Origin of the sequence: Cytobacillus sp. FSL K6-0265 (genome assembly GCF_038003465.1) — a bacterium.
GTDB lineage: Bacteria > Bacillota > Bacilli > Bacillales > Cytobacillaceae > Cytobacillus > Cytobacillus stercorigallinarum.
This window is the reverse complement of record NZ_JBBOPE010000001.1, coordinates 2,569,083-2,595,945: the sequence shown is the minus strand read 5'-3', so window position 1 is coordinate 2,595,945 and position 26,863 is coordinate 2,569,083. Positions and strand designations below refer to the sequence as shown.

General features: G+C 36.9%; 23 protein-coding genes and 2 other annotated features. Of the genes, 20 read left to right on the top strand and 3 right to left on the bottom strand.

Translation table 11 applies throughout. From position 1 onward, the window contains the following. Nucleotides 1–167: 167 nt before the first annotated feature. The 8 genes from MHH73_RS13075 (at nt 168) to MHH73_RS13040 (ending at nt 10,764) form a co-directional block, all read left to right on the top strand. Complete coding sequence (locus tag MHH73_RS13075; RefSeq protein WP_341067342.1) at nt 168–1,976, top strand: S9 family peptidase; 1,809 nt, start codon at nt 168–170, stop codon at nt 1,974–1,976. Between the two features lie 79 nt (nt 1,977–2,055). Then, nucleotides 2,056–3,729, top strand: coding sequence for a sigma-54 interaction domain-containing protein (locus MHH73_RS13070; protein ID WP_341067339.1), 1,674 nt, complete (start codon nt 2,056–2,058; stop codon nt 3,727–3,729). A 186-nt stretch (nt 3,730–3,915) separates the two neighbouring features. Continuing rightward, nucleotides 3,916–5,064 (top strand): acyl-CoA dehydrogenase family protein, encoded by a 1,149-nt coding sequence (locus MHH73_RS13065; RefSeq protein WP_191811276.1) that lies wholly within the window; start codon nt 3,916–3,918, stop codon nt 5,062–5,064. 21 nt (nt 5,065–5,085) lie between these two features. Continuing rightward, on the top strand, nt 5,086–6,717 hold the full coding sequence (locus MHH73_RS13060) for a long-chain-fatty-acid--CoA ligase (protein ID WP_341067336.1): 1,632 nt from the start codon (nt 5,086–5,088) through the stop codon (nt 6,715–6,717). Next, nucleotides 6,714–7,604 (top strand): 3-hydroxyacyl-CoA dehydrogenase family protein, encoded by an 891-nt coding sequence (locus MHH73_RS13055; protein ID WP_341067332.1) that lies wholly within the window; start codon nt 6,714–6,716, stop codon nt 7,602–7,604. The genes MHH73_RS13060 and MHH73_RS13055 overlap by 4 nt, the downstream gene beginning before the upstream one ends. A 15-nt stretch (nt 7,605–7,619) precedes the next feature. Beyond that, nucleotides 7,620–8,768, top strand: coding sequence for an acyl-CoA dehydrogenase family protein (locus MHH73_RS13050; protein WP_191811283.1), 1,149 nt, complete (start codon nt 7,620–7,622; stop codon nt 8,766–8,768). Between the two features lie 10 nt (nt 8,769–8,778). Continuing rightward, nucleotides 8,779–9,972 carry a thiolase family protein gene (locus MHH73_RS13045; RefSeq protein WP_191811285.1) on the top strand — a complete coding sequence of 398 codons (1,194 nt, stop codon included), beginning with the start codon at nt 8,779–8,781 and terminating at the stop codon, nt 9,970–9,972. 15 nt (nt 9,973–9,987) lie between these two features. Continuing rightward, a complete protein-coding gene (locus tag MHH73_RS13040) occupies nt 9,988–10,764 on the top strand; it encodes an enoyl-CoA hydratase/isomerase family protein (RefSeq protein ID WP_191811287.1) in 777 nt (258 codons plus the stop codon). Between the two features lie 74 nt (nt 10,765–10,838). Here MHH73_RS13040 and guaC read toward each other — a convergent pair whose 3' ends face one another. Then, nucleotides 10,839–11,822 (bottom strand): GMP reductase, encoded by a 984-nt coding sequence (gene guaC, locus MHH73_RS13035; RefSeq protein ID WP_191811289.1) that lies wholly within the window; start codon nt 11,820–11,822, stop codon nt 10,839–10,841. Between the two features lie 339 nt (nt 11,823–12,161). On the opposite strand from guaC, the gene MHH73_RS13030 reads away from it, so the two are divergent. Next, nucleotides 12,162–14,147 carry an acetoacetate--CoA ligase gene (locus MHH73_RS13030; RefSeq protein WP_191817285.1) on the top strand — a complete coding sequence of 662 codons (1,986 nt, stop codon included), beginning with the start codon at nt 12,162–12,164 and terminating at the stop codon, nt 14,145–14,147. 158 nt (nt 14,148–14,305) lie between these two features. Continuing rightward, nucleotides 14,306–14,698, top strand: a complete 393-nt coding sequence (locus MHH73_RS13025) for an acyl-CoA thioesterase (protein ID WP_191817284.1) — start codon at nt 14,306–14,308, stop codon at nt 14,696–14,698. 4 nt (nt 14,699–14,702) lie between these two features. Here the strand turns inward: MHH73_RS13025 and MHH73_RS13020 are convergent, their stop codons facing one another. Next, nucleotides 14,703–14,921, bottom strand: a complete 219-nt coding sequence (locus tag MHH73_RS13020; RefSeq protein WP_191817283.1) for a hypothetical protein — start codon at nt 14,919–14,921, stop codon at nt 14,703–14,705. A 501-nt stretch (nt 14,922–15,422) separates the two neighbouring features. On the opposite strand from MHH73_RS13020, the gene MHH73_RS13015 reads away from it, so the two are divergent. Further along, entirely contained in the window at nt 15,423–17,258 is a 1,836-nt protein-coding gene (locus MHH73_RS13015; protein WP_191817282.1) for a PTS fructose transporter subunit IIABC, read from the top strand. A gap of 127 nt (nt 17,259–17,385) precedes the next feature. After that, nucleotides 17,386–17,469 (top strand): putative holin-like toxin, encoded by an 84-nt coding sequence (locus MHH73_RS22475; protein WP_224938507.1) that lies wholly within the window; start codon nt 17,386–17,388, stop codon nt 17,467–17,469. A 188-nt stretch (nt 17,470–17,657) separates the two neighbouring features. On the opposite strand, the gene MHH73_RS13010 is transcribed toward MHH73_RS22475, so the two are convergent. Beyond that, nucleotides 17,658–18,905, bottom strand: a complete 1,248-nt coding sequence (locus MHH73_RS13010; RefSeq protein WP_191817281.1) for an MFS transporter — start codon at nt 18,903–18,905, stop codon at nt 17,658–17,660. 155 nt (nt 18,906–19,060) lie between these two features. Between MHH73_RS13010 and MHH73_RS13005 the strand changes: the two genes are divergently transcribed. The 8 genes from MHH73_RS13005 to trpA all read left to right on the top strand — a co-directional run bounded on the left by MHH73_RS13005 (nt 19,061) and on the right by trpA (nt 26,757). Next, complete coding sequence (locus MHH73_RS13005; RefSeq protein ID WP_191817280.1) at nt 19,061–19,714, top strand: MOSC domain-containing protein; 654 nt, start codon at nt 19,061–19,063, stop codon at nt 19,712–19,714. A 33-nt stretch (nt 19,715–19,747) separates the two neighbouring features. Next, nucleotides 19,748–19,994, top strand: a binding site (T-box leader). Between the two features lie 36 nt (nt 19,995–20,030). Next, nucleotides 20,031–20,285, top strand: a binding site (T-box leader). Nucleotides 20,286–20,382: 97 nt separating this feature from the next. Next, complete coding sequence (trpE, locus tag MHH73_RS13000) at nt 20,383–21,768, top strand: anthranilate synthase component I (protein ID WP_191817279.1); 1,386 nt, start codon at nt 20,383–20,385, stop codon at nt 21,766–21,768. Further along, the gene (locus tag MHH73_RS12995; RefSeq protein WP_341067321.1) at nt 21,765–22,379 is read left to right on the top strand and encodes an anthranilate synthase component II; all 615 of its coding nucleotides are present in this window, start codon (nt 21,765–21,767) and stop codon (nt 22,377–22,379) included. The genes trpE and MHH73_RS12995 overlap by 4 nt, the downstream gene beginning before the upstream one ends. Continuing rightward, entirely contained in the window at nt 22,348–23,373 is a 1,026-nt protein-coding gene (gene trpD, locus MHH73_RS12990) for an anthranilate phosphoribosyltransferase (RefSeq protein ID WP_191817277.1), read from the top strand. The genes MHH73_RS12995 and trpD overlap by 32 nt, the downstream gene beginning before the upstream one ends. 3 nt (nt 23,374–23,376) lie before the next feature. Next, a complete protein-coding gene (gene trpC, locus MHH73_RS12985; protein WP_191817276.1) occupies nt 23,377–24,159 on the top strand; it encodes an indole-3-glycerol phosphate synthase TrpC in 783 nt (260 codons plus the stop codon). Continuing rightward, complete coding sequence (locus tag MHH73_RS12980) at nt 24,156–24,764, top strand: phosphoribosylanthranilate isomerase (protein WP_191817275.1); 609 nt, start codon at nt 24,156–24,158, stop codon at nt 24,762–24,764. The genes trpC and MHH73_RS12980 overlap by 4 nt, the downstream gene beginning before the upstream one ends. A gap of 14 nt (nt 24,765–24,778) precedes the next feature. Beyond that, nucleotides 24,779–25,981, top strand: coding sequence for a tryptophan synthase subunit beta (trpB, locus tag MHH73_RS12975; RefSeq protein WP_191817274.1), 1,203 nt, complete (start codon nt 24,779–24,781; stop codon nt 25,979–25,981). Beyond that, on the top strand, nt 25,978–26,757 hold the full coding sequence (gene trpA, locus MHH73_RS12970) for a tryptophan synthase subunit alpha (RefSeq protein WP_191817273.1): 780 nt from the start codon (nt 25,978–25,980) through the stop codon (nt 26,755–26,757). The genes trpB and trpA overlap by 4 nt, the downstream gene beginning before the upstream one ends. Nucleotides 26,758–26,863: the final 106 nt, after the last annotated feature.

Genomic DNA, 26,863 nt, shown 5'->3' with positions numbered 1-26,863 from the left:
CTCTTCTTGTCCTATTTGTATTTTGAGCAGTAACAGCGTAGTTATTGCACTCTATTAGAATTGAAATAAAAATGTCATACTATGTTCGCTTTTGTTTGGTTTTAATTGGTAAAAAAGAATATGGTATACTGAATTATAAGAATAATCTTTTAATTAGGAGGGGTTCTATGATTCAATTTCCGAAACCCGAGATGAAGCAGTTTCTAAAAACGTTAAGTATCAATGATTTTGTTATCAATCCAGATGAGTCACAAGTTGTGTTTAGTACAAATTTAAATGGCTACTACAATTTATGGGCAATGAATTTGCCAAAGCAATTTCCCGTTCAATTAACATTCAAAGATCAAGTGTGCATGGGGCTCCTCTATGATGATAGTGGTCAATTTATACTTGCGGGTTTTGATCAAGATGGAGATGAATGTGCGCAATATTATGCTGTCCATCCGGATGGTGGCAAATTGAAACAACTGATTAATAATGAAAAAAAGAGGAATTTTAATCCCCTATTATCAAAAGATGGTCAATACTTGTATTATAGTTCTTCTAAACATAACCCTTCTTATTTAAATGTGTACAGATATCATATAGACACGGACAAAGAAGAACTTTTCCTAGAGGGGACAGAAGGTATGACGTTTCTAGATGGTTGGAGTCCAAATGAAGAGAGATATATTTCATCTACTGTATTTGCCAATACGCATTCCCTCGCTTATGTACATACTGAAAGTGAAAAGCTTTGTTTAACTGCCAAAGATGCAGAGGCGCATACAGTAACGGGTGCTTTATTTACCTCGGAAGATACCATTTATTTGATCACCAATTTTAATGAGAATTTCACTTATTTGGCGACATTTAATTTGATAACAAAACAATACAGTAAAGTTGTCGGGCTTGACCAAGAAAGTTTCTCATCCATTCATTATGATAAGCGTAATCACATCATCTATTTAACTTCTGAAAAAGGAGTGGAAGACTTTCTTTATGTTTATTCTTTAGATAATCATAACTTACAAAAGATAGAAATTCCTTGTGATATCATTGAAAAATTAGTTGTTCATGATTCAGGTAATTTATATCTTTTAGGTAGAAGCGCCATTAAACCGCATAATATTTATCAATTAAAAAAGGGTGAAGAGTGGAAGCAGTTAACTGAATATCGTGTACCAGGTGTGGAAGAATCCGAGCTTGTCGATCCAACAACGATTTATTATCCTTCATTTGATGGTTTAGAAATTGAAGCATTATGGTTTGAAGCAAATAAGAAGGTAAATAATGGCCAAGTTATATTTTGGCCACATGGTGGACCGCAAGCAGCAGAGAGAAAATCTTTTCGTTCCTATTTTCAGTTCCTTATCAATCATGGATACAGCATCTTTGCCCCTAATTTTAGAGGGTCAACGGGTTATGGCTTGTCCTTTATGAAAATGGTTGAGGGTGATTGGGGAGAGGGTCCTAGGTTAGATAATATAGCTGGTATAGAATGGCTAATCGAAAAAGGTTATGCAAAGAAAGGTGACATTCTGTTAATGGGGGGAAGCTACGGCGGATATATGGCGCTGCTTTTACATGGCAGACATCCAGATTATTTTAAAGCGGTTGTCGATATCTTCGGACCTTCTAATTTATTTTCATTTATCGAATCCGTTCCCGAAGATTGGAAACCGATTATGGATCAATGGGTAGGAAACCCCATAAAAGATAAGGAGAAACTCATTGAATATTCTCCTATTACTTATTTGGATTTTATGACTAAACCGATGCTCGTTATTCAAGGAGCCAATGATCCCCGTGTTGTGAAAGAAGAATCTGATCAAATTGTGCAAGCATTAAAGAAGAAAGGACGCGAAGTGAAATATATTTTATTACAAGATGAGGGACATGGCTTTACTAAAAAAGAAAATGAGCAGCTGGTGTTTGAAGAAATTCTCTCTTTTTTTGAACAACACACAAAAAAAACGATTAATACGAATAGTTAATGAAGTAACAATTACGGGGGAAATATAGTTACATTATTTCCTCTATTTTTCTTACCATGTAAAGAGGTGAAGATAGTAGATGATTGTACAGAATCGTAGTCTTATACTGACAGTAGAGACAACGCTAACTGGTGAAATTATTTCTATGAGCGAATCATTACGTATCTTGATTAAAGGGAAGCCTTCTTCGTATATTAACGATCTATTTTCGAGATGGCATGCGTATGGTAATGAAAAGATAAGGGTCGCCTTTTTAACGGATGAAGATTTTCTTTTGTTTATCAGAAGTCAATCAGGCCAGGATCACTACTTATATATAGGGATTTCGTCTTCCGAATTGACTCAATTAATGAATAAAGTAAGTGACTTGATGAAGGCAAATACGCTACTGGAAGCAATTATAGAAAACTCTTACGACGGTATTTATTTAACCGATCGAAAGGGGAATACCATTTTAACCAATTCCGCAATGGAGAGAATTACGGGTATCCCAAAAGAATATTATATGAATAAGAAGGTAGATGCATTAATTGAAAGGGGGATTCTCGAGAGTTCTTTAACGAAAAGGGTGATAGAAAAGAAAGAAACGATTTCACATGTACAGTTTAATCGAGCTGGCAATGAATCGTTGCTCCTTACTGGTAGTCCGGTCTTTGACGATACGGGTGAAGTAGAAAGTGTTGTTACAAATATTAGAGATTTATCACAATTGATTGAACTACAAAATGCTTTAAAAGAAGCAAATAAATTAAACCTCTCTTACCGTCAAGAAATTGAAAGGTTAAAACAAAACATTACCTTACATCAGCAAGCGATTATCATAGAGAGTGAAAAAATGAAGCATGTATTTGAAACCGCTGAACGGATTGTTAATGTGGATGCCACAGTTCTTCTTCTTGGCGATACAGGCGTAGGAAAAGATGTTCTTGCTAAATACATTTACGAAACAAGTAATAGAAGAATGAGGGGGAAATTTATTAAATTAAACTGTGGTGCGATTCCAGAGGAATTATTAGAATCTGAATTATTTGGTTATGAAAAAGGTGCTTTCACAGGGGCAGATAAACATGGGAAACCAGGGATGTTTGAACTAGCCGATGAAGGGGTTTTGTTTTTAGATGAGATTGGGGAATTACCGTTGGCTTCACAAGTCAAATTGTTAAGAGTCATTCAGGAAAAGGAAATCCAACGGGTAGGCGGAACAAAGACAAAGAATGTAAATGTAAGACTCATTGCTGCGACCAATAGAGATTTAAAAGAGATGGTGAATAACGGTCATTTTCGTGAAGACCTATATTATCGCTTAAATGTGATTACTATTGAAATCCCCTCTTTAAAGGACCGGCGGGAGGATATATATCCTCTAATCCATTATTTCTTAAAACAGGCTAATGAAAAATATCATTTCAAAAAAGATTTACATACGGAGGTGAAAAAATTTTTATATCATTATCAATGGCCAGGCAATATTCGTGAATTAGCCAACTTAATTGAGAGATTGGTTATTGTCTCACAAGAGTCTATTATTACAATGAATGATCTCCCGCCAGAATATCGGCGAGAAATAGATTTTTCATTTGAGAATGAAAAAACAGAGACATTAAAGGATGTAGTAGAAGCAGCAGAAAAAAAAGCTATTATAAAAGCATTAAAAAAATGTACAACGACATACGAGCTTGCATCCGCTTTGCATACTAGCCAACCGACAATTTCAAGAAAGCTTAAAAAGTATGGAATAGAGTTGATTCATTAGTGAATCAACTCTATTCTTTTTTGAATCAAAAAAGTAAGCGTTTACTTTGTGGATGATACAAATGATGCCGAAAAAATCACTGTATAACTTATGTTAAAGCTATTCGTTCATAATCTTTCGTGAAATAAAAGTGATGGCATGGTTTTTGCATCCATATTTATATAAAGCAATCAAAGGAGTGATCTTATGTTCACAGTTCAAAACCAAGAAATCGATCAGATTGTGCAAATGGTACACCAATTTGTCGAGAAGGAAGTAGAGCCTTTAGCACAACAAATTGAAGATGAAGATCGTATACCAGATTCTTTAGTTCAGCAAGTGAAGGAACTTGGATTATTTGGGATGAGTATACCAGAAGAGTATGGTGGTATAGGCCTCGGCATGGTTGGGAAAACCGCTGTATTAGAACAATTAGGTCGCACGCATAATGGTTTTGTTAGTTTAATCAGTGCACATACAGGTATTGGTAGTACAGGATTAGTAAGGCTTGGCTCGCCCTATTTGAAAGAAAAATACTTACCTGCTTTAGCATCAGGAGAAAAAATTGCTTGTTTTGCCCTTTCAGAGCCTGGCGCAGGTTCTGATGCTACTAATCTTGCGACAAAAGCAGAGAAAAGGGGCGATAAGTGGATTCTTAATGGGTCAAAACATTTCATTACGAATGCGCCTGTAGCAGATGTGTTTACGGTGTTTGCCGTTACTGATAGAGATAAAGGAGCAAAGGGAATTACTGCTTTCTTAATAGAAAAAGATTTTCCTGGATTTACAGTGGGGAAAAAGGATAAAAAAATGGGTTTAAAAGGTTCATATACTGCTCAACTATTATTTGATCAATGTGAAGTGCCAGAAGAAAATGTGATAGGAGAAGTGGGCCTCGGATATGTAGCTGCATTAACTATTTTAAGCGAAGGACGGATTGGCTTAGCGGCAAGGGCAGTTGGATCTTGTGATAAACTCATTGAATTATCAGCGAAATATGCGAATGAGCGTATTCAGTTCGGAAAGCCAATTGCTAAGAATCAAGCGATTCAATGGATGTTAGCTGATATGGCGACAGAAACGGAAGCTGCAAGAACATTAACATTAAAAGCTGCTCATTTAGTCGATCAAGGCAAGAAGGTTGTCAAAGAATCCTCAATGGCTAAACTCTACGCGTCTGAGGTGTTTAATCGAGTAGCTGACAAAGCAGTGCAAATTCATGGCGGGATGGGCTATGTCGCTGATTATCCTGTTGAAAGATATTATCGTGATGCAAGAATAACGAAAATCTATGAAGGCACAAATGAAATCCAGCGGCTAATTATTGCAAGAGATCTTTTAAAAGACTATATGTGACACATAAAGGAGGAATGTGTCTTGAGTAATCTCTCTTTAAAAAGAGTATGGGAAAAGTATTATGAAGATCGGATGCCAAATTTCCATATACCTCAAATTGGACTTTATGAAATGTTAAAGGAAACTGCGCTTTCTTTTCCAGATCATGTGTCTATTATTTTCAATCACGAAACACTCACCTATGAGGAACTGAAGAAACGAACAGATGCACTCGCTTCGTATTGGCAGACAAATGGATTGAAAAAAGGGGATAGAATCGGGTTATGGCTCGGAAACCATCCAGATTATGTCACAGCTTATTATGCCAGTCATGCACTTGGTCTTATCATCGTGCCAATTAACCCAGGCTATACACCAAGAGAGGTTTTGCAAGTGTTACATGATACAGAATTGCGCGCACTAGTTATTGGTGAAAAATCTGCCACAACACTGCAGAAAATTAGGGAAGTGTATGATTTAGAGCATATAATGTACGCCACAAATGTCAGTAATAATAAGGCAGCACCTCCAATAGAACATCATATGAAAGATATATTCAAAAACGGAATGACTAAATTTAATGAAGTGACCATAGATCCTAAGAACGACTTAGCTATTATACAATACACAGGTGGAACAACCGGAGCGATTAAAGGAGCCATGCTTACACATTATAATTTAATTGCAAATGTTTACCAAAGCTATGTGATGTATCGACAAAAAGTGGCTTTCGGAAATGAAACGATATTAGCGGCAACCCCGCTTTATCATGTGTATGCGATGACAAGCGCGATGAATGTAGGCATCTATTTAGGCGCACGAATCTTGCTCTTTGAGCGATTTGACGTTGATGAGGTTTTAATTCAAGTGAAGAAATACTCACCAACCATGTTTCCGGGTGTCCCTAAAATGTATCTTTCTTTTATCCATCATCCAGATGTACGATCTGCAGGATTAAACTCTCTTAAAATATGTTCATCTGGATCAGCGCCATTGCCAGTGGAAGTGATTAAGCAATTTAAGCAATTAACGGGTTGTACCATCTTAGAAGGCTTCGGTATGTCGGAAACTTCTCCAACGACACATCGTACGCCAATAAATGGCACACATAAACATGGCAGCATTGGTATTCCTGTTCCTGATGTAGATTGTCGTATCGTTGATCAAAAACAGGAAGATTTAGGGATGAATCAAGTTGGTGAATTGGTCATTAAAGGTCCACAAGTAATGAAAGGTTACTGGAACAATGAGAAAGAGACAGCTTCTACGTTACAAGAAGGGTGGTTGTTTACAGGTGATTTAGCCACAGTAGATGAAGATGGCTATTTCTATATTGTCGGTCGCAAAAAAGAAATGATTCTTTTTTCAGGGTTTAATATTTATCCTCAAGAAGTGGAAAATGTCCTTTATGAACATCAGGCTATTGCTGAAGTGGCAGTAGTCGGCATCCCTGATTCTGAAAATGGAGAAATTCCAAAAGCGTTTCTTGTGGCTAAGGAAGGTTATACGCTCCATCTTGAAGAAATTAAAGCATTTTGTTATACGAAATTGACACCTTATAAAGTACCGAGAGATTTTGAAGAAAGAAGTCATCTACCGAGAAATGGTGTTGGTAAACTATTAAAAAGATTACTCGTGAAAGAAGAATTAGAAAGGAGAAGTAAACGAGAATGACAAACATAAAAAAAGTGGGTGTTGTTGGAGCGGGAGCAATGGGTGCCCAAATTGCTGTTGTAGCAGCGCTTCATCAATACGATGTCGTGTTACAAGATATATCAAATGATCGTTTAATAAAAGCGAAAGAAGTGTTAGAAACGCAGTTAGAGAAGAGGGTGAGAAAAGGAAAGTTTTCTCGTGATGAGGTGGATAAAGCTTTCGATCATTTAACATTTACTACTGAAATCAATCAGTTACATGATGTAGACATTATCATAGAAGCTATTATTGAAGATTTAGAGGCAAAACAATCATTATTTCAAACTTTAGAAAAGATTGTCTCAGAAAATTGTATCATTGCGACAAATAGCTCTACCATAGTGAGTTCTAAATTGATAGATAAGTTAACCTATCAAAATCGTGTATGTAATATCCATTTCTTTAACCCTGTACTTGTGATGGAGCTCGTTGAAGTTGTTCAAGGTCCGCATACTTCAACGGAAGTTGCACAGCAAGCGATGACATTCATTCAAAGTATTAGCAAAAAACCAGTACTTTTACAAAAAGAAATTTCAGGTTTCATTGCCAATCGTATCTTAGCGAGACTTATGGATGAGGCGCTTTATTTATATGAACAAGGATATGCCAGTTTTGAAGAAATCGATTACGTTGTGGAAAAGGCTTTAGGTCATCCTATTGGTCCATTTGCTTTAATGGATTTAACTGGTCTTGATGTGAATTATGCGGTAAGGAAGCAACGATATGCTGAAACAGGGCTCGAAGTGGATCGTCCTAAACAGTCGGTAGTTGAAAAAGTGGAAAAAGGTGAATTAGGTAGAAAGACAGGTAAAGGATGGTATGCATACGATCAACACGGGAAGAAAATAGAGAATATTCAAAAATAAAAGGAGGTAGTTGATATGAGTTATACAGTAAGTGAAGATATTGAAGTGTTGAAAAAAGGTGTGAGAGAGTTTGTGCAAAATGAAGTGGAAGCGGTTGCGATGCAAATCGAAAAAGAGGATTACATCCCAGATAAAATTGTAGAAATGGCAAAAGAGCTAGGTTTATTTGGTTTAAGTATTCCAGAAGAGTATGGTGGGTTAGGCATTGGGATGGTAGGCAAATGTGCATTGTATGAAGAAATTGGGGCCACGCATAATGGATTCACCACTTTGATTGGTGGACATACGGGTATCGGATCAGTTGGCATTGTGGAAATGGGAAATGAATATCAAAAACAGAAGTACTTACCTGATATGGCAACAGGAAAGAAGATAGGTGCCTTCGCATTAACAGAGCCACAGGCTGGCTCGAATGCCACTAATTTAAAAACGACGGCCGTACGTAAAGGCGATAAATATATTTTAAATGGGTTAAAGCACTATATTACAAACGCACCGCAAGCGGATGTCTTTACGGTTATGGCTGTCACCGATCCATCTAAAGGTGCAAAAGGGATTACTTCTTTTATTGTAGAAAAAAGTTTTCCTGGTTTTCAAGTCGGAGCGATAGAACATAAAATGGGCCTGCGCGGTTCACATTCAGCAGAAATAATTATGGAAGACTGTGAAGTCCCAGTAGAAAATGTCCTTGGTGAAGAAGGAAGAGGGTATGTGAATGCATTAACGATTCTTGCAAACGGTCGTGCAGGATTGGCGGCCAGAAACTTAGGTTCTGCTCAAAAATTATTAGATCTTTCAATGATGTATGCAAAAGAACGAGTGCAGTTCAATGTGCCAATTATTGAGCATCAGGCCGTTGCTCATATGTTAGCGGAAATGGCTGTCGATATCGAAGCATTACGCTCTTTTACGTACCGAGTAGCTACGATGGTTGATGAAGGCAAGAAAGTAATCAAGGAAGCTGCAATGATTAAATTATTCGGCTCAGAGGTATATAACCGTGTAGCTGATAAAGCCGTACAAGTACATGGTGGGATTGGATACATTTCAGATTTTCCTATTGAACGGTTTTATCGTGATGCGAGAATTACGAGGATTTATGAAGGAACATCAGAAATCCAAAAAAATATCATTGCTGCTCAATTAAATAAAGAATATAACTAGGGGGAAGAAAATGGACTCAAATAAAATCGTCATTGCAGATGGCGTAAGAACAGCGATTGGAAGGTATGGAGGAACATTGCGAAATATATCTTCTAGCTACTTAGCCTCCGATATCATAACTGGATTGCTTAAACGTGTCAATATGAGCCCATCGACTGTAGAAGAAGTCATTTTAGGAGAAGTGCGACAGTCCTCGCAATCATCCAACGTGGCAAGAGTAGCCGCTTTAAGAGCGGGCATTCCAGAAACCTCTCCCGCTTTTACAGTGAATCGATTATGTGCATCAGGCATGCAGGCCATCGCTTCAGGTATGCAACAAATTTACTCCAAACAGGCAAATGTTGTTATCGCAGGTGGTACGGAAAGTATGAGTAATTCCCCCATTTTTATTAGAGGCGCACGGTTTGGCGGTGACCAAACGATACTAGTGGATGCCAATAAAGAGAATGGTCAACAACCGCCAGAAATTTATGGCGCTCATTTAGGGATGGGGATGACAGCAGAGAATGTTGCTGAGCGCTACAATATTGCAAGAGAAGATCAAGACCAGTTTGCCTATGAAAGTCAGCAAAAGTATAAAAAGGCGCTAGAAAGGAATGCATTTCAACAAGAAATCATCCCACTAACAATACAAAACAAAAGAGAACAAATCACTTTCGCTCAAGACGAACATCCAAGACCGGAGACAAAACGAGAAAAGCTTGCTAGCTTAAAGCCGGTATTTAAAGAAGGTGGTAGCGTAACTGCGGGAAATGCATGTGGAAGAAATGATGGCGCCTCAGCACTCTTGCTTATGACAGCACAAGAAGCTGATAAAAGGGGATTATCAGCAAAAGCAATCATTCATGATTGGACATCTGTCGGTGTTTCACCTGAAGTCATGGGGATTGGACCGGTTCCGGCTATACAAAAGCTATTGGCAAGAACAAAGCTTCATATCAGAGACATAGATTTATTTGAAATAAATGAAGCGTTCGCTTCTCAAGCCATTGCTGTACAAAGAGAGTTGATGCTACCACCTGAACGAGTAAATATTAATGGCGGAGCAATTGCTCTCGGACATCCGCTTGGATCAACTGGATCGAGAATTGTCGTTACTTTAATGCATGCACTAGCAAAAGAGAAGGGGAGATTTGGCATTGCCTCTCTCTGTGTCGGTGGTGGTCAAGGAATGGCTATGTTGATTGAAAACCTTCAAAAATAAGAAGGAGGAAATCTGATGTATGAAAATATTATTGTAAAAAAAGAAGGTCAGCTCGCCTATATATATATTAACTTACCAGAAGTAAGAAATAGATTAAGTAAAGAAACGCTTAGCGAAATAAGAGATGCTCTCGTAGAAATTAAACATGATGGAGTGTCCCAGCTTGTCGTATTTACAGGAGAAGGAGAGAAGGCATTTGCGGCAGGTGCAGACATTACCCAACTAAATGAGAAAGAAATGTTAGATGTTTTTGCATCAGGTAGTATGCAAGAAATTTATGATGAAATTGAAGCGTATGACATGCCGACAATTGCCATGATAAATGGTCTTGCCCTTGGTGGAGGATGTGAACTGGCATTAGCATGTGATATACGAGTGATGGCTGATCATGCCAAGATTGGTTTGCCTGAGTTGAATTTGTCAATTATCCCAGGTGCAGGTGGAACGCAAAGATTATCGCGAATGGTTGGAAAAGGAAAGGCGTTAGAAATGATTCTATTAGGAAAATTTCTTTCTGCTGAGGAAGCGATGACACATGGCTTAGTAACAGAAGTTGTTCCATTGCATTGTTTGAAGGGTAAAGTAGAAGAGATAGCAGAGCAAATTTTAGCTAAAGGTCCATTAGCGGTGAGGCTAGCTAAAGTGGCCGTACAATATGGGGCAGAAACCGATCAAAAAACAGGACAAATAATTGAGAAATTAGCACAAGCGGTCTTATTTGCAACAGCGGATAAAAAGGAAGGAACACAGGCCTTTATGGAGAAAAGAAAACCTGTTTTCACTTCAAAATAAACGTACTCATCCTGCCATTGATTCAAATCTTTGGCAGGATGAAATAAATAATTTTCTTAGCGCAATCGTACTGTTTAATAAACTTTATCACCATTAAAGATTGAGTTTTTAACTACTACATAATCTACATTACGAATACTCTCAAGCTTATTTCCACCAGCATAAGAAATAGAAGATTGTAAATCTTGTTCCATTTCTTTTAATGTATCCACAAGAGAACCTTTATGCTCAACGTACATTTTTTTGCCTTCAACATTTTTACGTTCGCCTTTTTGGAATTCAGATGCTGAACCGAAATATTCTTTGAAAAGCTTACCATCTTTTTCAATTGTTTCACCAGGTGATTCTTCATGACCGGCAAACAATGAACCGATCATGACCATTGATGCGCCAAAACGGATAGACTTTGCAATATCTCCATGTGTTCTAATCCCACCATCAGCAATAATAGGTTTGCTTGCTGCTTTTGCGCACCAACGAAGTGCAGCTAATTGCCAGCCACCAGTACCAAAACCTGTTTTAATCTTTGTGATACAAACTTTTCCTGGTCCAATGCCTACTTTTGTTGCGTCTGCACCGGCATTCTCTAATTCACGGACAGCTTCAGGTGTACCTACATTACCAGCAATAACAAAAGCATCAGGCAAATGTAATTTAATATGTTGAATCATTTGAATGACTGCATTGGAATGGCCATGAGCAATATCGATTGTAATATAATCAGGTACAATTTTTTCATGAGCTAATTCTTCAATAAATCCATATTCTTCTTCCTTTACACCAACACTAATAGAAGCAATAAGTTCACGCGCATGCATATTTCTAATAAAGTTTTTGCGCGTCTCAGGTTGGAAGCGGTGCATGACATAAAAATAACCGTTTTCAGCAAGATAAGTAGCAATTTTTTCATCGATAATTGTTTGCATATTTGCAGGGACAACGGGGAGTTTGAATTTATGTTTTCCGAGTGTTACAGCCGTATCACACTCAGAACGACTAGTCACAATACATTTAGCAGGAATTAATTGAATGTCTTCATAATCAAATACGTTTTCCATAGCTAGCACCTCTAAATACGAATATTATATTGGGTTAACATATTAATTGTTCGCCCATTACGTAATTTACATCATTTTATTCAACTTGTCAAAGATTATCTCTAGAAAAAAGATAAATGTTAGAATTTAATAAAATTTTTGAAGTCAGAGGGGAAAGACAGGAACCTAAACAGAAGGAATCATTTTATATAAAATATCGTAATTGTTACTCTTATTACCTGAATATAATAAATAGTATGATAATATAGGTTTTTTTGGTAATATATATAAAATAGATATTAATTTCTTTATAGATTTACTGTCGTCCGTTTAATAAAAAGAAGGATGGGGGCTAAGAAAATGGAAACGGTTTCAAAAGGTCAACTTTTATGGCAACCAAGCGAAAAAGAGATAGAAAAAGCAGGGGTAACAAAATTTCTTCAATGGATCCGAAACGAAAAGAAACTCGAAATAAATGATGTCCACCATTTATGGAAATGGTCAGTTGATGAATTAGAATTATTCTGGGGGTATGTATGGGAATATTGTCAAATCATTTCATATACGCCATACTCACATGTCTTACAATCTCGTAAAATGCCGGGGGCGAGATGGTTTGAAGGTTCCTCATTGAATTATGCCGAGCATGTGTTCAGAAATGATAAAGGGGATGAAACAGCGCTTATTTTCCAATCAGAAATCGTAGATATAAAGGAAATATCCTGGAAAGAGTTGAGAGAAAAAACGGCTTCACTGGCAGATTATTTAAAAGAGACAGGTGTAAAAAAAGGAGATCGCATCGTTTGCTATATGCCTAATATTCCTGAGACTATTATTGCCTTTTTAGCATGTGCGAGTATTGGAGCGGTATGGTCTTGTTGTTCACCTGATTTCGGAATGGAAAGTGTTGTGGAAAGGTTCAAACAGATTGAACCGACTGTACTCATTGCAGTGGACGGTTATGTATATAATGGCAAAACATCAGACCGAGTGGAACAAGTGGCTCACTTACAAAAGGCGCTACCAACTTTGAAACGAACCGTGCTGTTTAAGAGCATAGATAGTGACCATAAACGGTTAAATCAGCAGCAAACCATCGACTGGCAGGAAGTAATGAAAAGAAAAAGCGAACTTGTTTTCGAGCCAGTGCCTTTTAATCATCCATTATGGATTTTATTTTCATCTGGAACGACAGGACTTCCTAAACCGATAGTACAAAGTCAAGGAGGGATCGTAGTTGAACATTTAAAAGTATTAGTGATTGAAGAAGGAGTTACAGACGAAGATGTATTTTTTTGGTTTACGACAACGGGTTGGATGATGTGGAATTTACTTGTCGGTGGCCTTTTAACAGGTGGAAAGATTGTTTTATATGATGGTAGCCCAATGTACCCGAAACCCGATGTTTTATGGGAATTAGCCGAAAAAACGAAAGTAAGTTTCTTTGGCACGAGTGCTGCTTTTATACAGGCAAGTTTAAAATTAGGAATGAAGCCGAGCGAAAAGTATGCATTCCCCCATTTAAAAGCTATTTGTTCCACAGGTTCTCCCCTCAGTATAGATGGTTTTAAATGGGTATATAACGAGGTTAAACAGGATGTATGGTTAGCCTCTGTAAGTGGAGGTACAGATGTATGCACAGCTTTTATTGGAGGGTCGCCAGTTTTGCCTGTTCGTGCCGGCGAAATTCAAACAAAGGCTTTAGGAGTAAACGCCCAAGCTTTTAATGATGATGGAAAGCCAGTACTTAATGAGGTAGGGGAATTAGTGATTCTTAATCCAATGCCATCGATGCCTATTTATTTTTGGAATGATGCCGGTGATAAACGCTATAAAGAAAGTTATTTTAGTACTTTTCCGGGAATTTGGCGGCATGGAGACTGGATTCAGTTTGATGAAAAAGGGAGATCCATTATCTTTGGCAGGTCAGACTCAACCATTAATAAACAAGGCGTTCGCTTAGGTACTAGTGAAATTTATCGAGCAGTCGAAAATATCGAGATTGTGAGCGATAGCTTAGTAGTTGATTTAGAAAGTCTAGGGAAAGATTCATATATGGCTTTATTTGTAGTGTTAAAGAGAGAACAATTACTGGATGATGTACTGATTTCACATATTAAAAATGTGATTCGGGAACAAGTTTCACCACGCTTTGTTCCGAATGAAATTATTGCTGTTCAGCAAGTACCGAGAACATTGACTGGTAAGAAGATGGAAGTACCAATTAAAAGGATTTTATTAGGTCATCAACCAGAGAAAGTTATTAATGTTGGCTCCATGGCTAATCCAGAAATATTAAATACGTATATTGAATTTGCTAATAAAAGAAAGGCATTAAATCATTAAGGTTTCTATTGGTGAAAGGAATGGCGGTTACATTTCTTTTGCCAATTTACCAATACTATTTCGAGGTGAATAGCGAAGAAATAGCTTACAAAAACAGAGTGATTAAATATGATGTCACCTAGGTCATTTCATTACCTTTAAAGGAGGACTCGCTTAAATTGAAGGAAATTAAAACAAGTATTGTTGTTCGTGAGAGTGATATAGATGAACTTGGTCATATGAATTATTTGAAATATTTTGATTACTTCGAGTGTGGTATTGATGAGTGGTTTTTAGCACTTGGTCTCTCTGTTCAATATTTACAATCAAGACATATTGGTTGCGTGATAAAGAAAGTAGAGAGTGAATATATAACAGAGGCATTAGTGGGAGAACGGTTAGAGATTACGACAACTTTAACGAGAGTTGGTCATACGAGTTTTGTCATATTTCAACAAATGACATCTAGAAATCAAAAAATCATAGCGACAAGTGAAAAGGTTTTTGTAATGTTTCATTTGCAAACAAGAAAAGCCATTCCAGTGATCAAAACGATTGCCTCTGCCTATTAGACAGTTATTCATACGTGTCACTTTGTTTTTCAAGCTCTAACTCTAAATCACATAAAGCGGTTACTGCAAAACTAACGAGTATGATAATCCATAATTCTGCACCATTGAGGGTTTGGGATTGATAGCATTCCGTTAATAAAAAAGTAATTCCACAAATTGATAATACAGTGAAAATACTTCCTGCAATATAAAAGATGATTGTTTCACTAGATGGCTTTACCATAATTGAAGCTCCTCTATATTTTTATGTAATATATCGCATATTCATATTGTAACATGTAACCTGCTATATTTAGTTATTTTATTTAACTATTTTAAAAATAATGATTTCTTTATTTGATGATAAAGGTCACAGAATAGTCATAAAAACAGTAAGAAATGCATACGTAAACATCTATAGTTATACAGGAACTTTAGATATACTGGAAGTATCATTTATTTCCAATCGTTAGGTCATTATGTAATCAATAAGAAGAAGATAAAAAGAAAAAAGCCGTTTCTTATAAAGAAACGGAAAATGAGACTATGGATGAGGATAATCTTACAAAATACAATATATAGTGATTAGTGAAGTTGATTTTAACTATATATTGTTATTTTGATTCTAGCATACATGAACAATTTCAGCAATTATCATTTACTAGAAAAAATGATTGATTTTATTATTATTTTTTGTATGATTGAAAGATAAAAAGCCGTTTAGATAGTGGAAAGGAGAGAGGTATTGAATATTACTGATTTATTAAGTGAAGAAACAATTCTTCTCTCACTTGAAGAAGTGACAAAAGTAGAAGCGATTACTGCGCTAGTCGATCAGCTATACAATGATGGTGGTATAAAGGAAAAAGGCCTTTTCCTAGCTGATGTGCTTAAAAGAGAAGCGCAAAGTACGACAGGTATCGGTAATGGCGTTGCGATCCCACATGCAAAATCTAGGGCAGTCACAAATGTTGGCATTGCTTTAGCAAGGAGTCATGATGGGATAGAGTTTAACTCTTTAGATGGAAAAAAAGCTCATCTTATCTTCCTTATTGCTGTTCCGGAAAATGCCGATGAACTTCATTTGAATATATTAGCTAAATTATCAACAATCCTAATGAACAAAGAAACACATTTTAAACTAATGACGGCCGAGTCAAAGAGTGATTTACTCTCGATTATTAGTGAATTAGATAAAGATGATACGAGAAATGAAACTTATGAAACGAATGAAGAGACGCCATTTATTTTAGCAGTTACAGGTTGCCCAACAGGAATTGCCCATACTTATATGGCAGCGCATGCCCTTGAGTCAGCTGCCAACACTTTGCATATTCCTCTAAAGGTAGAGACAAATGGAGCTGCTGGGGTTAAGCAACAAATTACTAAAGATGAAATAGAAAAAGCAACTGCCGTTATTATTGCAGCCGACACAAAAGTAGATTTGGAACGATTTAGTGGTAAACATATGGTGCAAGCCTCTGTTGCTGAAGGGATGAGTAAACCTTTTCAGTTATTAGAAAAAGCTGTTTCGCAAGATTGTGATATATATGACCATAATCATGTGAGTAAAAATAGTAAAACTTGGTCAAGAGAGCTTTATCAACATGTGATGAATGGGTTATCTAATATGCTCCCCCTTGCTATTGCAGCCGGTTTTTTATTGTCGTTAACGATTTTTAGTTCAGATTTTCGGCATCAATTTTGGGAGATTCTCTCTATTTTCGGTGATCAAACAATCATTGTTCTATTAATGCCTATATTTTCTGGATATATTGGTAAGAGCATTAGTGACCGGCCAGGATTTGCGCCTGGAGCAATAGGTGGTTTATTCGCTGCAATGAATGGTTCTGGCTTGATTGGAGGGATAAGTGCAGGTATAATCGGTGGTTTCGTTATTAATCGTTTAAAGAAATGGGCGAATTATTTACCATCTTCAATTACAGCGATGTCGAATATTATCATCTATCCTGTCATTGGCATTTTGCTGACCTTATTGGCGATGTTTGTATTATTGCAGCCATTAACTTGGTTAACGCAATCCATTACAACGTTATTCCAAACGATGACTACGCCAGTATCTATTTTGGTTGGTGCGGTGTTTGGGCTATTAATGGCTATTGATCTAGGTGGCCCTATAAATAAAATGACTTATTTGGTAGGAATTGGATTTATGTTAAATGGTGTTTACGAACCATTAGCTGCTATTATGGTTGGTGGGATGGTTCCCCCACTTGCCATTGCCTTTGCGACGAGTATTTTTTATTGGAAGTTCTCTAAAAATGAGCGTTTATATTATCGGACGAATTATGTAAAAGGCTTTTTGTTTATGACTGAAGGAGCGATTCCTTTTGTCGAGCGGAATAAGAAGGCTTATATACCTCCAATTCTCCTCGGTTCTGCTACTGCGGGAGCGTTGTCGATGGCAACACATACAGGCATTGCCATTCCTCATGGAGGTGTATTAGTCACACCTTTTGTGTTCGGTTCTTCTCTTTCTTTTTTGTTAGCAATTGCTGTAGGCAGTCTTTTTGCTGCTTTACTGCTAGGAACCATCAAAAGGAGACCTAAAGTAGAATAGGTTGATAGGCTCAATTTTTATAAATAGAACATGTGTTCTTATATTTTTTTGGAAATATGTTATAATGGAAGAGCGATAGTGTTCACAAGGGTGGTCGGCTAACCCCGCAGAAAGGGGGTGAGGCCTTTTGACAGTATTTGAATCGCTAATGTTGATGATTTCATTTACGACACTGATTATGGCAGTTTTAGCCTTTAATCATAAAAAATAGACCTCCCTTGAGCCTTTAAACTTTAAGGGTGAGGTCTACGTCAAACTTATTTGGCCGTCCCCTTTTAGGACGAACCTATTGCAGATGACCACAGGTGCTGCAACACTTGTGGTCATTTTTATACGGAATATATAATAAAATCATATCATATGAGTGTTCAGTTGTCACGGGTTTATCTTCTATGTTACTTAGGATTTTGGTTTAATTGCAAAGATGGTTGCTAATGCAGCGATAAGTAAAATGAGACTAAAGATATAGAACATCCAATTTTCTGTATGCTTTAACAATAATGCCGTAATAGGTGGTCCTGCTGCGACACCAATAAAACGCATAGAGCTATAAATAGAAGAAATCGTCCCCCTTTCCTCTTTTTCAATGCCTTCAGTAATCATTGCATCCAAACATGGCAAAGCGACTCCGATACCAATCCCACATAAAAGAAACATCAAAATCATGAACCAGAGTTGGTCATTTAAGCTTAATAAAGCTACAGTTATCGTCGCTCCTAAACAACTAATAAATATCATCCACTTCATCAATACTTTGTTTTGTTTAATTAATTTTCCTGTAATATAGGAGGATGCACAGAGTGAACATAAAGGTAAGGCAAGTAACAGTCCTTTTTTTACATTTTTTATATGATAACTTTTCTCTAACAAATCCGATAAATAAAATAATATCCCGAATAGAACAAGCATAAGGATAGCGCCAATAATAAAAATGGCATATAACCATTTTCCTTTTTTCGTAAAGATATCCTTTATACGCTGAAAAAACTGCTTAAAAGGAATAGGCTCTTCCCGCTTATTGGGAGTTTTTACAAGAAAGAGCATTAAAATAATGGAGCATAAACAAAAGACAGGGATAGAAAAGAACGGTAAAAACCAAATAACTCCAGCAAGCAATGCCCCTAAAATGGGACTTAATACTTTCCCAAAAGTATTAGAGGTCTCTATTAAACCTAACGAACTGCTTACATCATCTTCATTTTTAAACATATCACCAACTAATGGCATAACTATTGGTTGAGCACCGGCTGCTCCTACTCCTTGAAGGGCTCTTCCAATCAAAATGACCGTATAGGGATTTTCCAACTTCCATGCAGCCCAACCAGAAACGATTCCACCAATTCCTGCAATCAACAGACTCGGAATAATGACTTTTTTTCTTCCAATATGATCAGAAAGATACCCGGCAATCGGGATGAGAAAGATCGCGACAATGGAATAAATGGTGATAATCATACTTACTTGAAAAGAACTAATCGCAAGCTTTTTTTCCATAACAGGTAAGACAGGTATAAGCATAGAATTTCCAAGGGTCATGACGAGCGGGATGGAAGAAATGGATAGAATAGCCCACTTTTGATTATTCTTTTTATTTTGTTTTTTATTCTTATGGGTCTTTTTTGGTATGGCTTGTTCAATATGGTCCATGATTAACTCACTTTCAAATTGTTTTTACCTTCAAACACTATTTATTAATATGAACGAAATGGAAAGAAAATATGGCTACAATTTTTGTTTTTTCTTAGCTAGTTAAAAATAGTAAAAAAAGTTAAAATAAAAGGGAGATAAAGGGGGGCTGTAAATTGAGAATCGTATCTTTAAGTAAAGGTAAACCTAGAGATTATCAATGGAAAGAAAAGCGAGAAACATCTGCTATCGGTAAAACACCTGTAAAAGAACTCTTTTTAAAAAAGGAAGCGATTGCAGGAGATGGTGTAGCTAATACAGACTTTCATGGTGGGAAAGACAGGGCATTATGTCTATATCCATACGAACATTATGAAAAATGGCAAAAGGTATTTAACCGTACTTTTATGCTTCCTTCTTTTGGTGAAAATATTAGTGCAATAAATATGACTGAGAAGGATATATATATTGGTGATGTATTTGCAATTGGTGAAACGATTGTTGAAGTGACACAAGGTAGAGTGCCTTGTTCAACCATTTCAAAATTTAACGGTGAAGATCAATTATTAAAAACAGTTTTCCAGTCGAATCATACAGGTTATTTTTTCCGTGTGTTAAAAGAGGGGACGATTAATCTTCAGTCAGAAATTCAATTAGTTGAAAGAAAGCAATCGGAACTGTCTGTATGGGATGCGACTGATACGATATTACATAAACCAAAAGATATCGCAGCAATGGAAAAATTGTTAAAAGTACCAGGATTATCACAAGAATGGACAGAAATATTAGAAAAAAGATTTAAAAAATTAACGGAACCTATTGACAATTAAAAGAATCAGGCATATCATATGTAACAAATAAAGACGTAAGCAATGACGAAGAGTAGTAACTTATATATGCTCGTTATAGAGAGCTGATGGTTGGTGAAAATCAGTGGGCGATATAAGCGAATGGACTTCCGAGCTTCCAGACCGAACCTTTTATAACTAGTAGGCTCTGGCGAATGTCTCATCGTTAAAAGAGACGAATACGAAATTGTTTTTCGTATTTGTTAAGTGAGTTGTAATTTACAGCTAATAAAGGTGGCACCACGGGTCTCTCGTCCTTTTTATAAGGAGAGAGGCCCTTTTTCGTTTTAATTTCATAAAAAAATCGTTGATCAAGAGTAGTATATTTATCATTAATCACTTAAGAGAGCCGGTGGTGGTGGGAATCCGGTGTGATTGATAAATGGAATGGACTTGTGAGAGGTACCCTGAAAATGGAAGTAAGGGACACGGGATTCCGCCGTTACAAGGATAGAGTATCGATTATGATATCTGTACTCGAAAAAGGGAATGTACAATATGGTCATTCTAAATTTGAGGTGGCACCACGCATCTATATAGATACGTCCTCTATACCTAAAGCGATTGAGCTTTTATGGTATAGGGGATTTTTTGCGTTTAAAATGATTGTTTGCAATGTATATGGCTCATTGATAAGGAGAAGTGGAAACATGAATCGGACTGTAAAAACCCAGGTTATTTTAGAAGTGATTGATGGCGATTTATTAACACCAATCGCTATTTATCAAAAACTATCAGGTAAAAAGAAATTTTTGTTTGAAAGCTCATTAAAACATGAAGACGCCGGTCGATTTTCTTTTATTGGCTGCAATCCTGTTATAGAAGTATTAGGAAGTGCAGGAACAACGATGATCGTTTCAGAAAATGAAACAGAAGAAGTAAAAGATAAACCGTTAGAAGTAGTCAAACAACAATTGAAAAAAATCAGCATTCCGCACTCTCAACAATTTCCGTTTATTGGTGGTGCCGTAGGATTTGCTGGTTATGATGTAATTAGGCAATATGAAGAAATTGGCTGTGAATTACAGGATGATTTGCAGATTCCAGAAGTACATTTCATGTTCTTTGAAGTGATCATTGTTTTTGACCATTTAAAGCAAAAATTATTTTTAGTAGGCGTACCTATCGTCTCAAATAAAAGGCAACTTGAAGAAAAATTAAGAAAGCGTAGGGAAGAGCTATTTTCAAACAAACAAACGACGAGTGAAAAAGCGAGAATTAGTCAATATAGAGCATTAATGAGCGAAGATGCCTTTATATCAAAGGTAGAAAAAGCGAAAGAATATATAAAGGCGGGAGATATTTTTCAAGTCGTACTATCCCACCGGTTACAAGCAGAAATAAGTGGCGATCCTTTTGATTTTTACCGCAAACTCAGAATTGATAACCCTTCACCATATATGTATTACTTGGACTTTGGTGATTACAAAGTAGCGGGGGCTTCTCCAGAGAGTTTAGTGAAGGTGAGTCAGCAAAAGGTCATGACCAACCCCATAGCTGGCACAAGACCGAGAGGAAGAAGCAATTTAGAAGATGATGTGTTAGCGAAAGAGCTCAAGCAAGATGAAAAAGAGGTGGCAGAGCATCGGATGCTTCTTGATCTTGGGAGAAATGATTTAGGAAGAGTATGTGATTTTGGGACGATTACTATTCGGAAATATATGAATATTGAAAAATATAAACATGTGATGCATCTTGTTTCTGAAGTAGAGGGCCAGTTAAAGGATGAATTTACAAATATTGATGCACTTATTTCATGCTTGCCAGCTGGAACAGTATCAGGTGCACCTAAAATAAGAGCAATGGAAATTATTAATGAACTAGAAGAAACAAAGAGGGGGATTTATTCCGGTGCCATCGGTTATTTATCGGCAAACGGTAATATGGATTTTGCTCTTGCTATTCGAACAATGGTAGCAAAAGATGGGAACGCATATATTCAGGCTGGCGCAGGAATTGTTTATGATTCGATTCCTAAAAAAGAATATGAAGAAACGATTCATAAATTAAAGGCGTTTCTGGAGGCAAACAAATGATTTTATTAATTGATAATTATGATTCTTTTACTTATAACTTGTATCAATATATAGGAGAACTAGGGCAAACAGTCGTAGTGAAACGAAATAACCAAATCACTGTCGATGAAATACGTGCACTACATCCAACTCATATCATTTTGTCACCTGGACCTGGGCGCCCTGAAAACGCAGGTATCTGTGTGGAATTGATTCAACAACTATATCAAGAATACCCCATTTTAGGTGTTTGTTTAGGCCACCAAGCCATTGGATATGCATTCGGAGCTGAAATCACTGAAGCGAAGAAAATTATGCATGGAAAAACCTCAAATATGATGCATACAGGTGGGGACGTTTTTCAATATATGAGCCAACCGCTGGTAGTGATGAGATATCATTCATTAGTCATCAAATCAGGTAGCCTTCCAGGATACTTCAACATTTTAGCCCGTTCACTAGAGGATGGCGAAATAATGGCCATCAAACATGAAACATTTGATTTATATGGATTTCAATTTCATCCTGAATCCATTGGTACATTACAAGGACAAAAAATGTTGAGACATTTTATTGAAAACACAAAAAGGAGAGAGAAAAATGAAAGAAATACTACTGCAATTAACCAATAGCATTTCATTAACGGAAGAAGAAATGATGGAAGCTGTGCAATATCTGTTCTCACCTGATATTACGGATAGCGAAATTGCTGCCTTTCTTGTTAGCTTAAAAGCGAAGGGGGAGACGGTTAATGAAATCGCTACATTTGTTAAAACATTAAGAGCTCATGCGCTAACCTTTGATACATCTATTCCGCATTTAATGGATAATTGTGGTACAGGAGGAGATGGTTCAAAAAGCTTTAATATTAGTACTACTTCTGCTTTTGTGATAGCTGCCAGTGGTATTCCTGTAGCCAAACATGGAAATAGGAGCGTATCAAGTAAAACGGGCAGTGCGGATGTCTTGGAACATTTAGGGATTCGTCTTGATTTGTCCCCGCAACAAATTACGGGAATATTAGAAAAGATTGGCATCGCATTTTTATATGCACCAAATGTTCATCCGCAAATCAAGAGAATTATGAAAGTAAGACAAGATTTAAGAATTCCGACAACATTTAACTTATTAGGTCCGCTGATTAATCCAATGAATCTTGAAAATCAATTATTAGGTATTTATAAAAGAGAGGCTGTCGAAATGTTTGCTGAAGTCCTTCAAAAGCTAGGACGAAAAAGAGCTGTCGTTATCAATGGTGCAGGTTATATGGATGAAGCTTCTTTACAGGGAGAAAACTATTTAGCTATTTTAAAAGACGGAAACATTCAAACGACATTACTACATCCTGAAGAAGTGGGTTTACATGTATATACGAATGAAAAAATTCGTGGTGGTTATGCAAAAGAAAATGCAGATATTTTACTTCGGGTCTTAGACGGAGAAAAAGGGGCGTATCGCGAAACCGTTGCGCTTAATGCCGGGATCGGTATTTTTGTTGGTGGTAGAACTGAATCGATTAAGGAAGGTGTGCAACTTGCTTTAGAAATCATTGATTCAGGCGCTGCAATGGAAAAGTTAGAGCAACTTAAAGCATTAAGTGTTCAATCTACAGAAAAGGTGATATAGACGATGACAATCTTAGACCGTATCATTTCAGAAAAAAGACGAACGTTATCAAATTTATCCTATTCCGAAAATAGTCAAAGGGATGGAACGGCACGTTCTTTATTAAAACAATTAGAAAAAAGTAAACCTGTGATTATCGCTGAATTTAAACGAGCCTCACCGTCTAAAGGAGTCATAAATAATCAGTTACAACCTAACGAACAAGCTTGTTTATATGAGCGCTTTGGTGCTCATGCGATGTCTGTTTTGACAGATACTCCTTTTTTTAAAGGGACCTTTACAGATTTAACGACTGTTTTTGACGCAGTATCACTCCCTTTATTATGTAAAGACTTTATTATCGATGAAAGGCAAATCGTTTATGCCAAAAATCATGGGGCAACAGTTATTTTATTGATTGTAGCAGCATTAACGAAAGAGGAATTATACAAACTCTATCATTATGCAATCAATGAAGGTCTTGAGGTTTTGGTTGAAGTACACAATAAAGCTGAAGCAGAGAGAGCAATTGAATTAGGTGCAGAAATCATTGGTGTGAATAATCGTAACCTTCATACATTCGATGTAGATCTTGAGGTAACGGAATCGCTCGCTCCACTTATAAAAGAATCAGGAGCATTCTTAATTAGTGAGAGTGGGTTAAAAACAGGGGAAGATGTAGCAAGAGTAATTCATGCGGGGGCAGACGGTATTTTAGTTGGTGAAGCATTGATGACATCTGAAAATCTAGAATTATTAATGAGGCAAATGAAAAAGACAGAGAATTTGGCTGGTGGATCAAAATGAAAGTGAAAATTTGTGGAATTGTTAGTGAGGAAATTGCTCAACAAGCAATAGTCTATGGTGCTGATGCACTCGGGTTTGTTTTTGCAGTAAGTAAACGTAGGATTTCTTCCGAGAAGGCGAAGGAGATTATAAAGGGTTTGCCTTCAAATGTATGGAAGGTCGGAGTCTTTGTTGATGAGCCAATAGAATCACTTCTTTCCATTGCAAAAGAAGTAGGGCTAACACATGTGCAATTACATGGTGATGAATCGAAGGCCTATTGCAAAAAAATCGCATCTCGTGGTTATGAGGTAATTAAAGCGATAGAAATGAAAAGTGAAAATGATATCAACCTCATCTGTGAATACGGTGATTCTTACATTCTTGTTGATAGTCCAAGAGGAAAATATCATGGGGGGAATGGAACGAGTTTTGATTGGGCGTTGCTCCAAGAAATAGAGAGTAAACACCCAAGAATGATACTTGCGGGTGGTTTAACAGCAGAAAATGTGAAAGCCGCCATTTCGCAATGTGCTCCCTATATGGTTGATGTGAGTTCTGGTGTTGAAATAGATGGAAAGAAAAGTCCAAGTAAAATAAAAAGATTTATAGAAGCAGCAAATTAAGAGGAGGAATAAAAATGACGACAACAACTCTACCTGATGAAAAAGGACATTTTGGCATGTATGGAGGAAGATATGTACCAGAAACACTTATGCAGGCCATCATAGAATTAGAAAAGGAATATGAAAAGGCAAAAGTTGATCCTTCATTTCAAAATGAGCTAAATGATTTATTAAGAGATTATGTTGGAAGAGAAACACCACTCTATTATGCGAAAAATTTGACAAAATACGCTGGGGGTGGAAAAATCTATCTCAAGCGTGAAGATTTAAATCATACTGGTGCTCATAAAATAAATAACTCCCTTGGTCAAGCTTTATTGACTAAAAGAATGGGGAAATCAAAAGTTGTTGCAGAAACAGGAGCTGGTCAGCATGGGGTAGCAACTGCTACCGCTTGTGCTCTTCTTAATTTAGAATGTGTCATTTTTATGGGAGAAGAAGATATATTACGTCAGCAATTAAATGTGTTTCGAATGGAAATACTCGGGGCAAAGGTTATCAGTGTCAAGTCTGGAAGTGCAACTTTAAAAGATGCTGTTAATGAAGCATTAAGATATTGGGTGTCAAATGTAGAAGATACACATTATATATTGGGCTCTGCAATGGGACCACATCCCTTTCCTAAAATTGTTAGAGATTTTCAGAGTGTGATTGGACAGGAAACGAAATTACAATTTATGAAGAAAGAAGCTAAGCTTCCTGAAGCTGTAGTTGCATGTATCGGCGGAGGGAGTAATGCAATTGGCATGTTTTATCCGTTTTTAGAAGATCGTGAAGTCAGACTATATGGCGTAGAATCTGCAGGTTTAGGTCTTCATAGTGAAAAGCATGCAGCTTCATTAGCGAAAGGGAAACCTGGTATTCTTCACGGTGCTTATATGTATCTCCTGCAAAATCAAGATGGTCAAATACAGGAAGCCCATTCGATATCAGCGGGTCTGGATTATCCGGGAATTGGCCCTGAACATTGCTATTTACATGATATTGAACGAGTGAAATATGACGCCATAACCGATGATGAAGCACTGGAAGCGTTACAAGTGCTTTCGAAAACTGAAGGAATTATCCCGGCATTAGAAAGTGCACATGCCATTAGTTATGCGCTAAAACTTGCAAAAGAAATGGAGCCAACCGAGCATATCGTTGTTTGTCTTTCTGGGAGAGGAGATAAAGATATGGAGGCTGTTAGATCGAAAATAGGGGGAGTAAAAGCATGAACCGCATCGAAAAAGTGTTCAAAACAATGAAAGTAGAAGGAAGAAAAGCATTTGTACCTTATGTGATGGCTGGGGACGGTGGTTTAGCCTCTTTAAAAGAAAAGTTAGTGTTTTTACAAGAAGCAGGAGCAACTGCCATTGAGATAGGAATCCCATTTTCTGATCCAGTAGCTGATGGTCCCGTTATTCAAGAGGCTGGTATAAGAGCTTTAAATACGGGTGTTACTTTACAAGAAATTGTTGATTGTATAAGAGAAATACGACCAATTATCCATATTCCATTAATCTTTATGACGTATATGAACCCATTATTAGCTTATGGGCTGGAGCGCTTCTCAAGAGATATTCAAACATCGGGTATCGATGGTTTGATTATTCCTGATTTACCTATAGAAGAAGAAGAAATCATCACTGCTTATCTAGATGAAGTAAAAATCGAATTGATTCGCTTAGTGACATTACAAAGTCCAATCGAGCGAATGGAGGAAATTACAAAACGAGGTAAAGGTTTCGTCTATGCTGTCACCGTCAATGGTATAACTGGTACGAGGGCACAATTTGCTACTCATCTATCAAGTCATTTAAAGAAAATAAAAAGTGTAAGTCCTCTACCCGTCTTAGCCGGATTTGGCATCTCCACACCAGAACATGTAGAAGAAATTCTCAAGTATTGTGATGGCGTTATTGTGGGTACTAAAATTATAGAGCTAATGGAAGCCGGTAATTATGAACATATCCGTGCTTTGATTGACGCAACCAAGCTACCTATTGCTTGAAAAATTAGTATGAAAAAGAGCTGAAGCAGTTGATCATGATAATAAAAGGACCACACATATTAGTTATGTCTAATAAGTTGGTCCAATTTTATTTCCTTCTTAAACT

Bases quoted from the DNA above. Each gene is read 5' to 3' on its own strand.
- MHH73_RS13010 (WP_191817281.1), bottom strand. From the start codon at position 18,905: ATGGACCATATTGAACAAGCCATACCAAAAAAGACCCATAAGAATAAA.
- MHH73_RS13030 (WP_191817285.1), top strand. From the start codon at position 12,162: ATGGAAACGGTTTCAAAAGGTCAACTTTTATGGCAACCAAGCGAAAAA.
- trpB (WP_191817274.1), top strand. From the start codon at position 24,779: ATGACGACAACAACTCTACCTGATGAAAAAGGACATTTTGGCATGTAT.
- MHH73_RS13065 (WP_191811276.1), top strand. From the start codon at position 3,916: ATGTTCACAGTTCAAAACCAAGAAATCGATCAGATTGTGCAAATGGTA.
- trpC (WP_191817276.1), top strand. From the start codon at position 23,377: ATGACAATCTTAGACCGTATCATTTCAGAAAAAAGACGAACGTTATCA.
- trpE (WP_191817279.1), top strand. From the start codon at position 20,383: ATGAATCGGACTGTAAAAACCCAGGTTATTTTAGAAGTGATTGATGGC.
- MHH73_RS13055 (WP_341067332.1), top strand. From the start codon at position 6,714: ATGACAAACATAAAAAAAGTGGGTGTTGTTGGAGCGGGAGCAATGGGT.
- trpA (WP_191817273.1), top strand. From the start codon at position 25,978: ATGAACCGCATCGAAAAAGTGTTCAAAACAATGAAAGTAGAAGGAAGA.
- MHH73_RS12980 (WP_191817275.1), top strand. From the start codon at position 24,156: ATGAAAGTGAAAATTTGTGGAATTGTTAGTGAGGAAATTGCTCAACAA.
- guaC (WP_191811289.1), bottom strand. From the start codon at position 11,822: ATGGAAAACGTATTTGATTATGAAGACATTCAATTAATTCCTGCTAAA.
- MHH73_RS13045 (WP_191811285.1), top strand. From the start codon at position 8,779: ATGGACTCAAATAAAATCGTCATTGCAGATGGCGTAAGAACAGCGATT.
- MHH73_RS12995 (WP_341067321.1), top strand. From the start codon at position 21,765: ATGATTTTATTAATTGATAATTATGATTCTTTTACTTATAACTTGTAT.
- MHH73_RS13040 (WP_191811287.1), top strand. From the start codon at position 9,988: ATGTATGAAAATATTATTGTAAAAAAAGAAGGTCAGCTCGCCTATATA.
- MHH73_RS13050 (WP_191811283.1), top strand. From the start codon at position 7,620: ATGAGTTATACAGTAAGTGAAGATATTGAAGTGTTGAAAAAAGGTGTG.
- trpD (WP_191817277.1), top strand. From the start codon at position 22,348: ATGAAAGAAATACTACTGCAATTAACCAATAGCATTTCATTAACGGAA.
- MHH73_RS13070 (WP_341067339.1), top strand. From the start codon at position 2,056: ATGATTGTACAGAATCGTAGTCTTATACTGACAGTAGAGACAACGCTA.
- MHH73_RS13020 (WP_191817283.1), bottom strand. From the start codon at position 14,921: ATGGTAAAGCCATCTAGTGAAACAATCATCTTTTATATTGCAGGAAGT.
- MHH73_RS13075 (WP_341067342.1), top strand. From the start codon at position 168: ATGATTCAATTTCCGAAACCCGAGATGAAGCAGTTTCTAAAAACGTTA.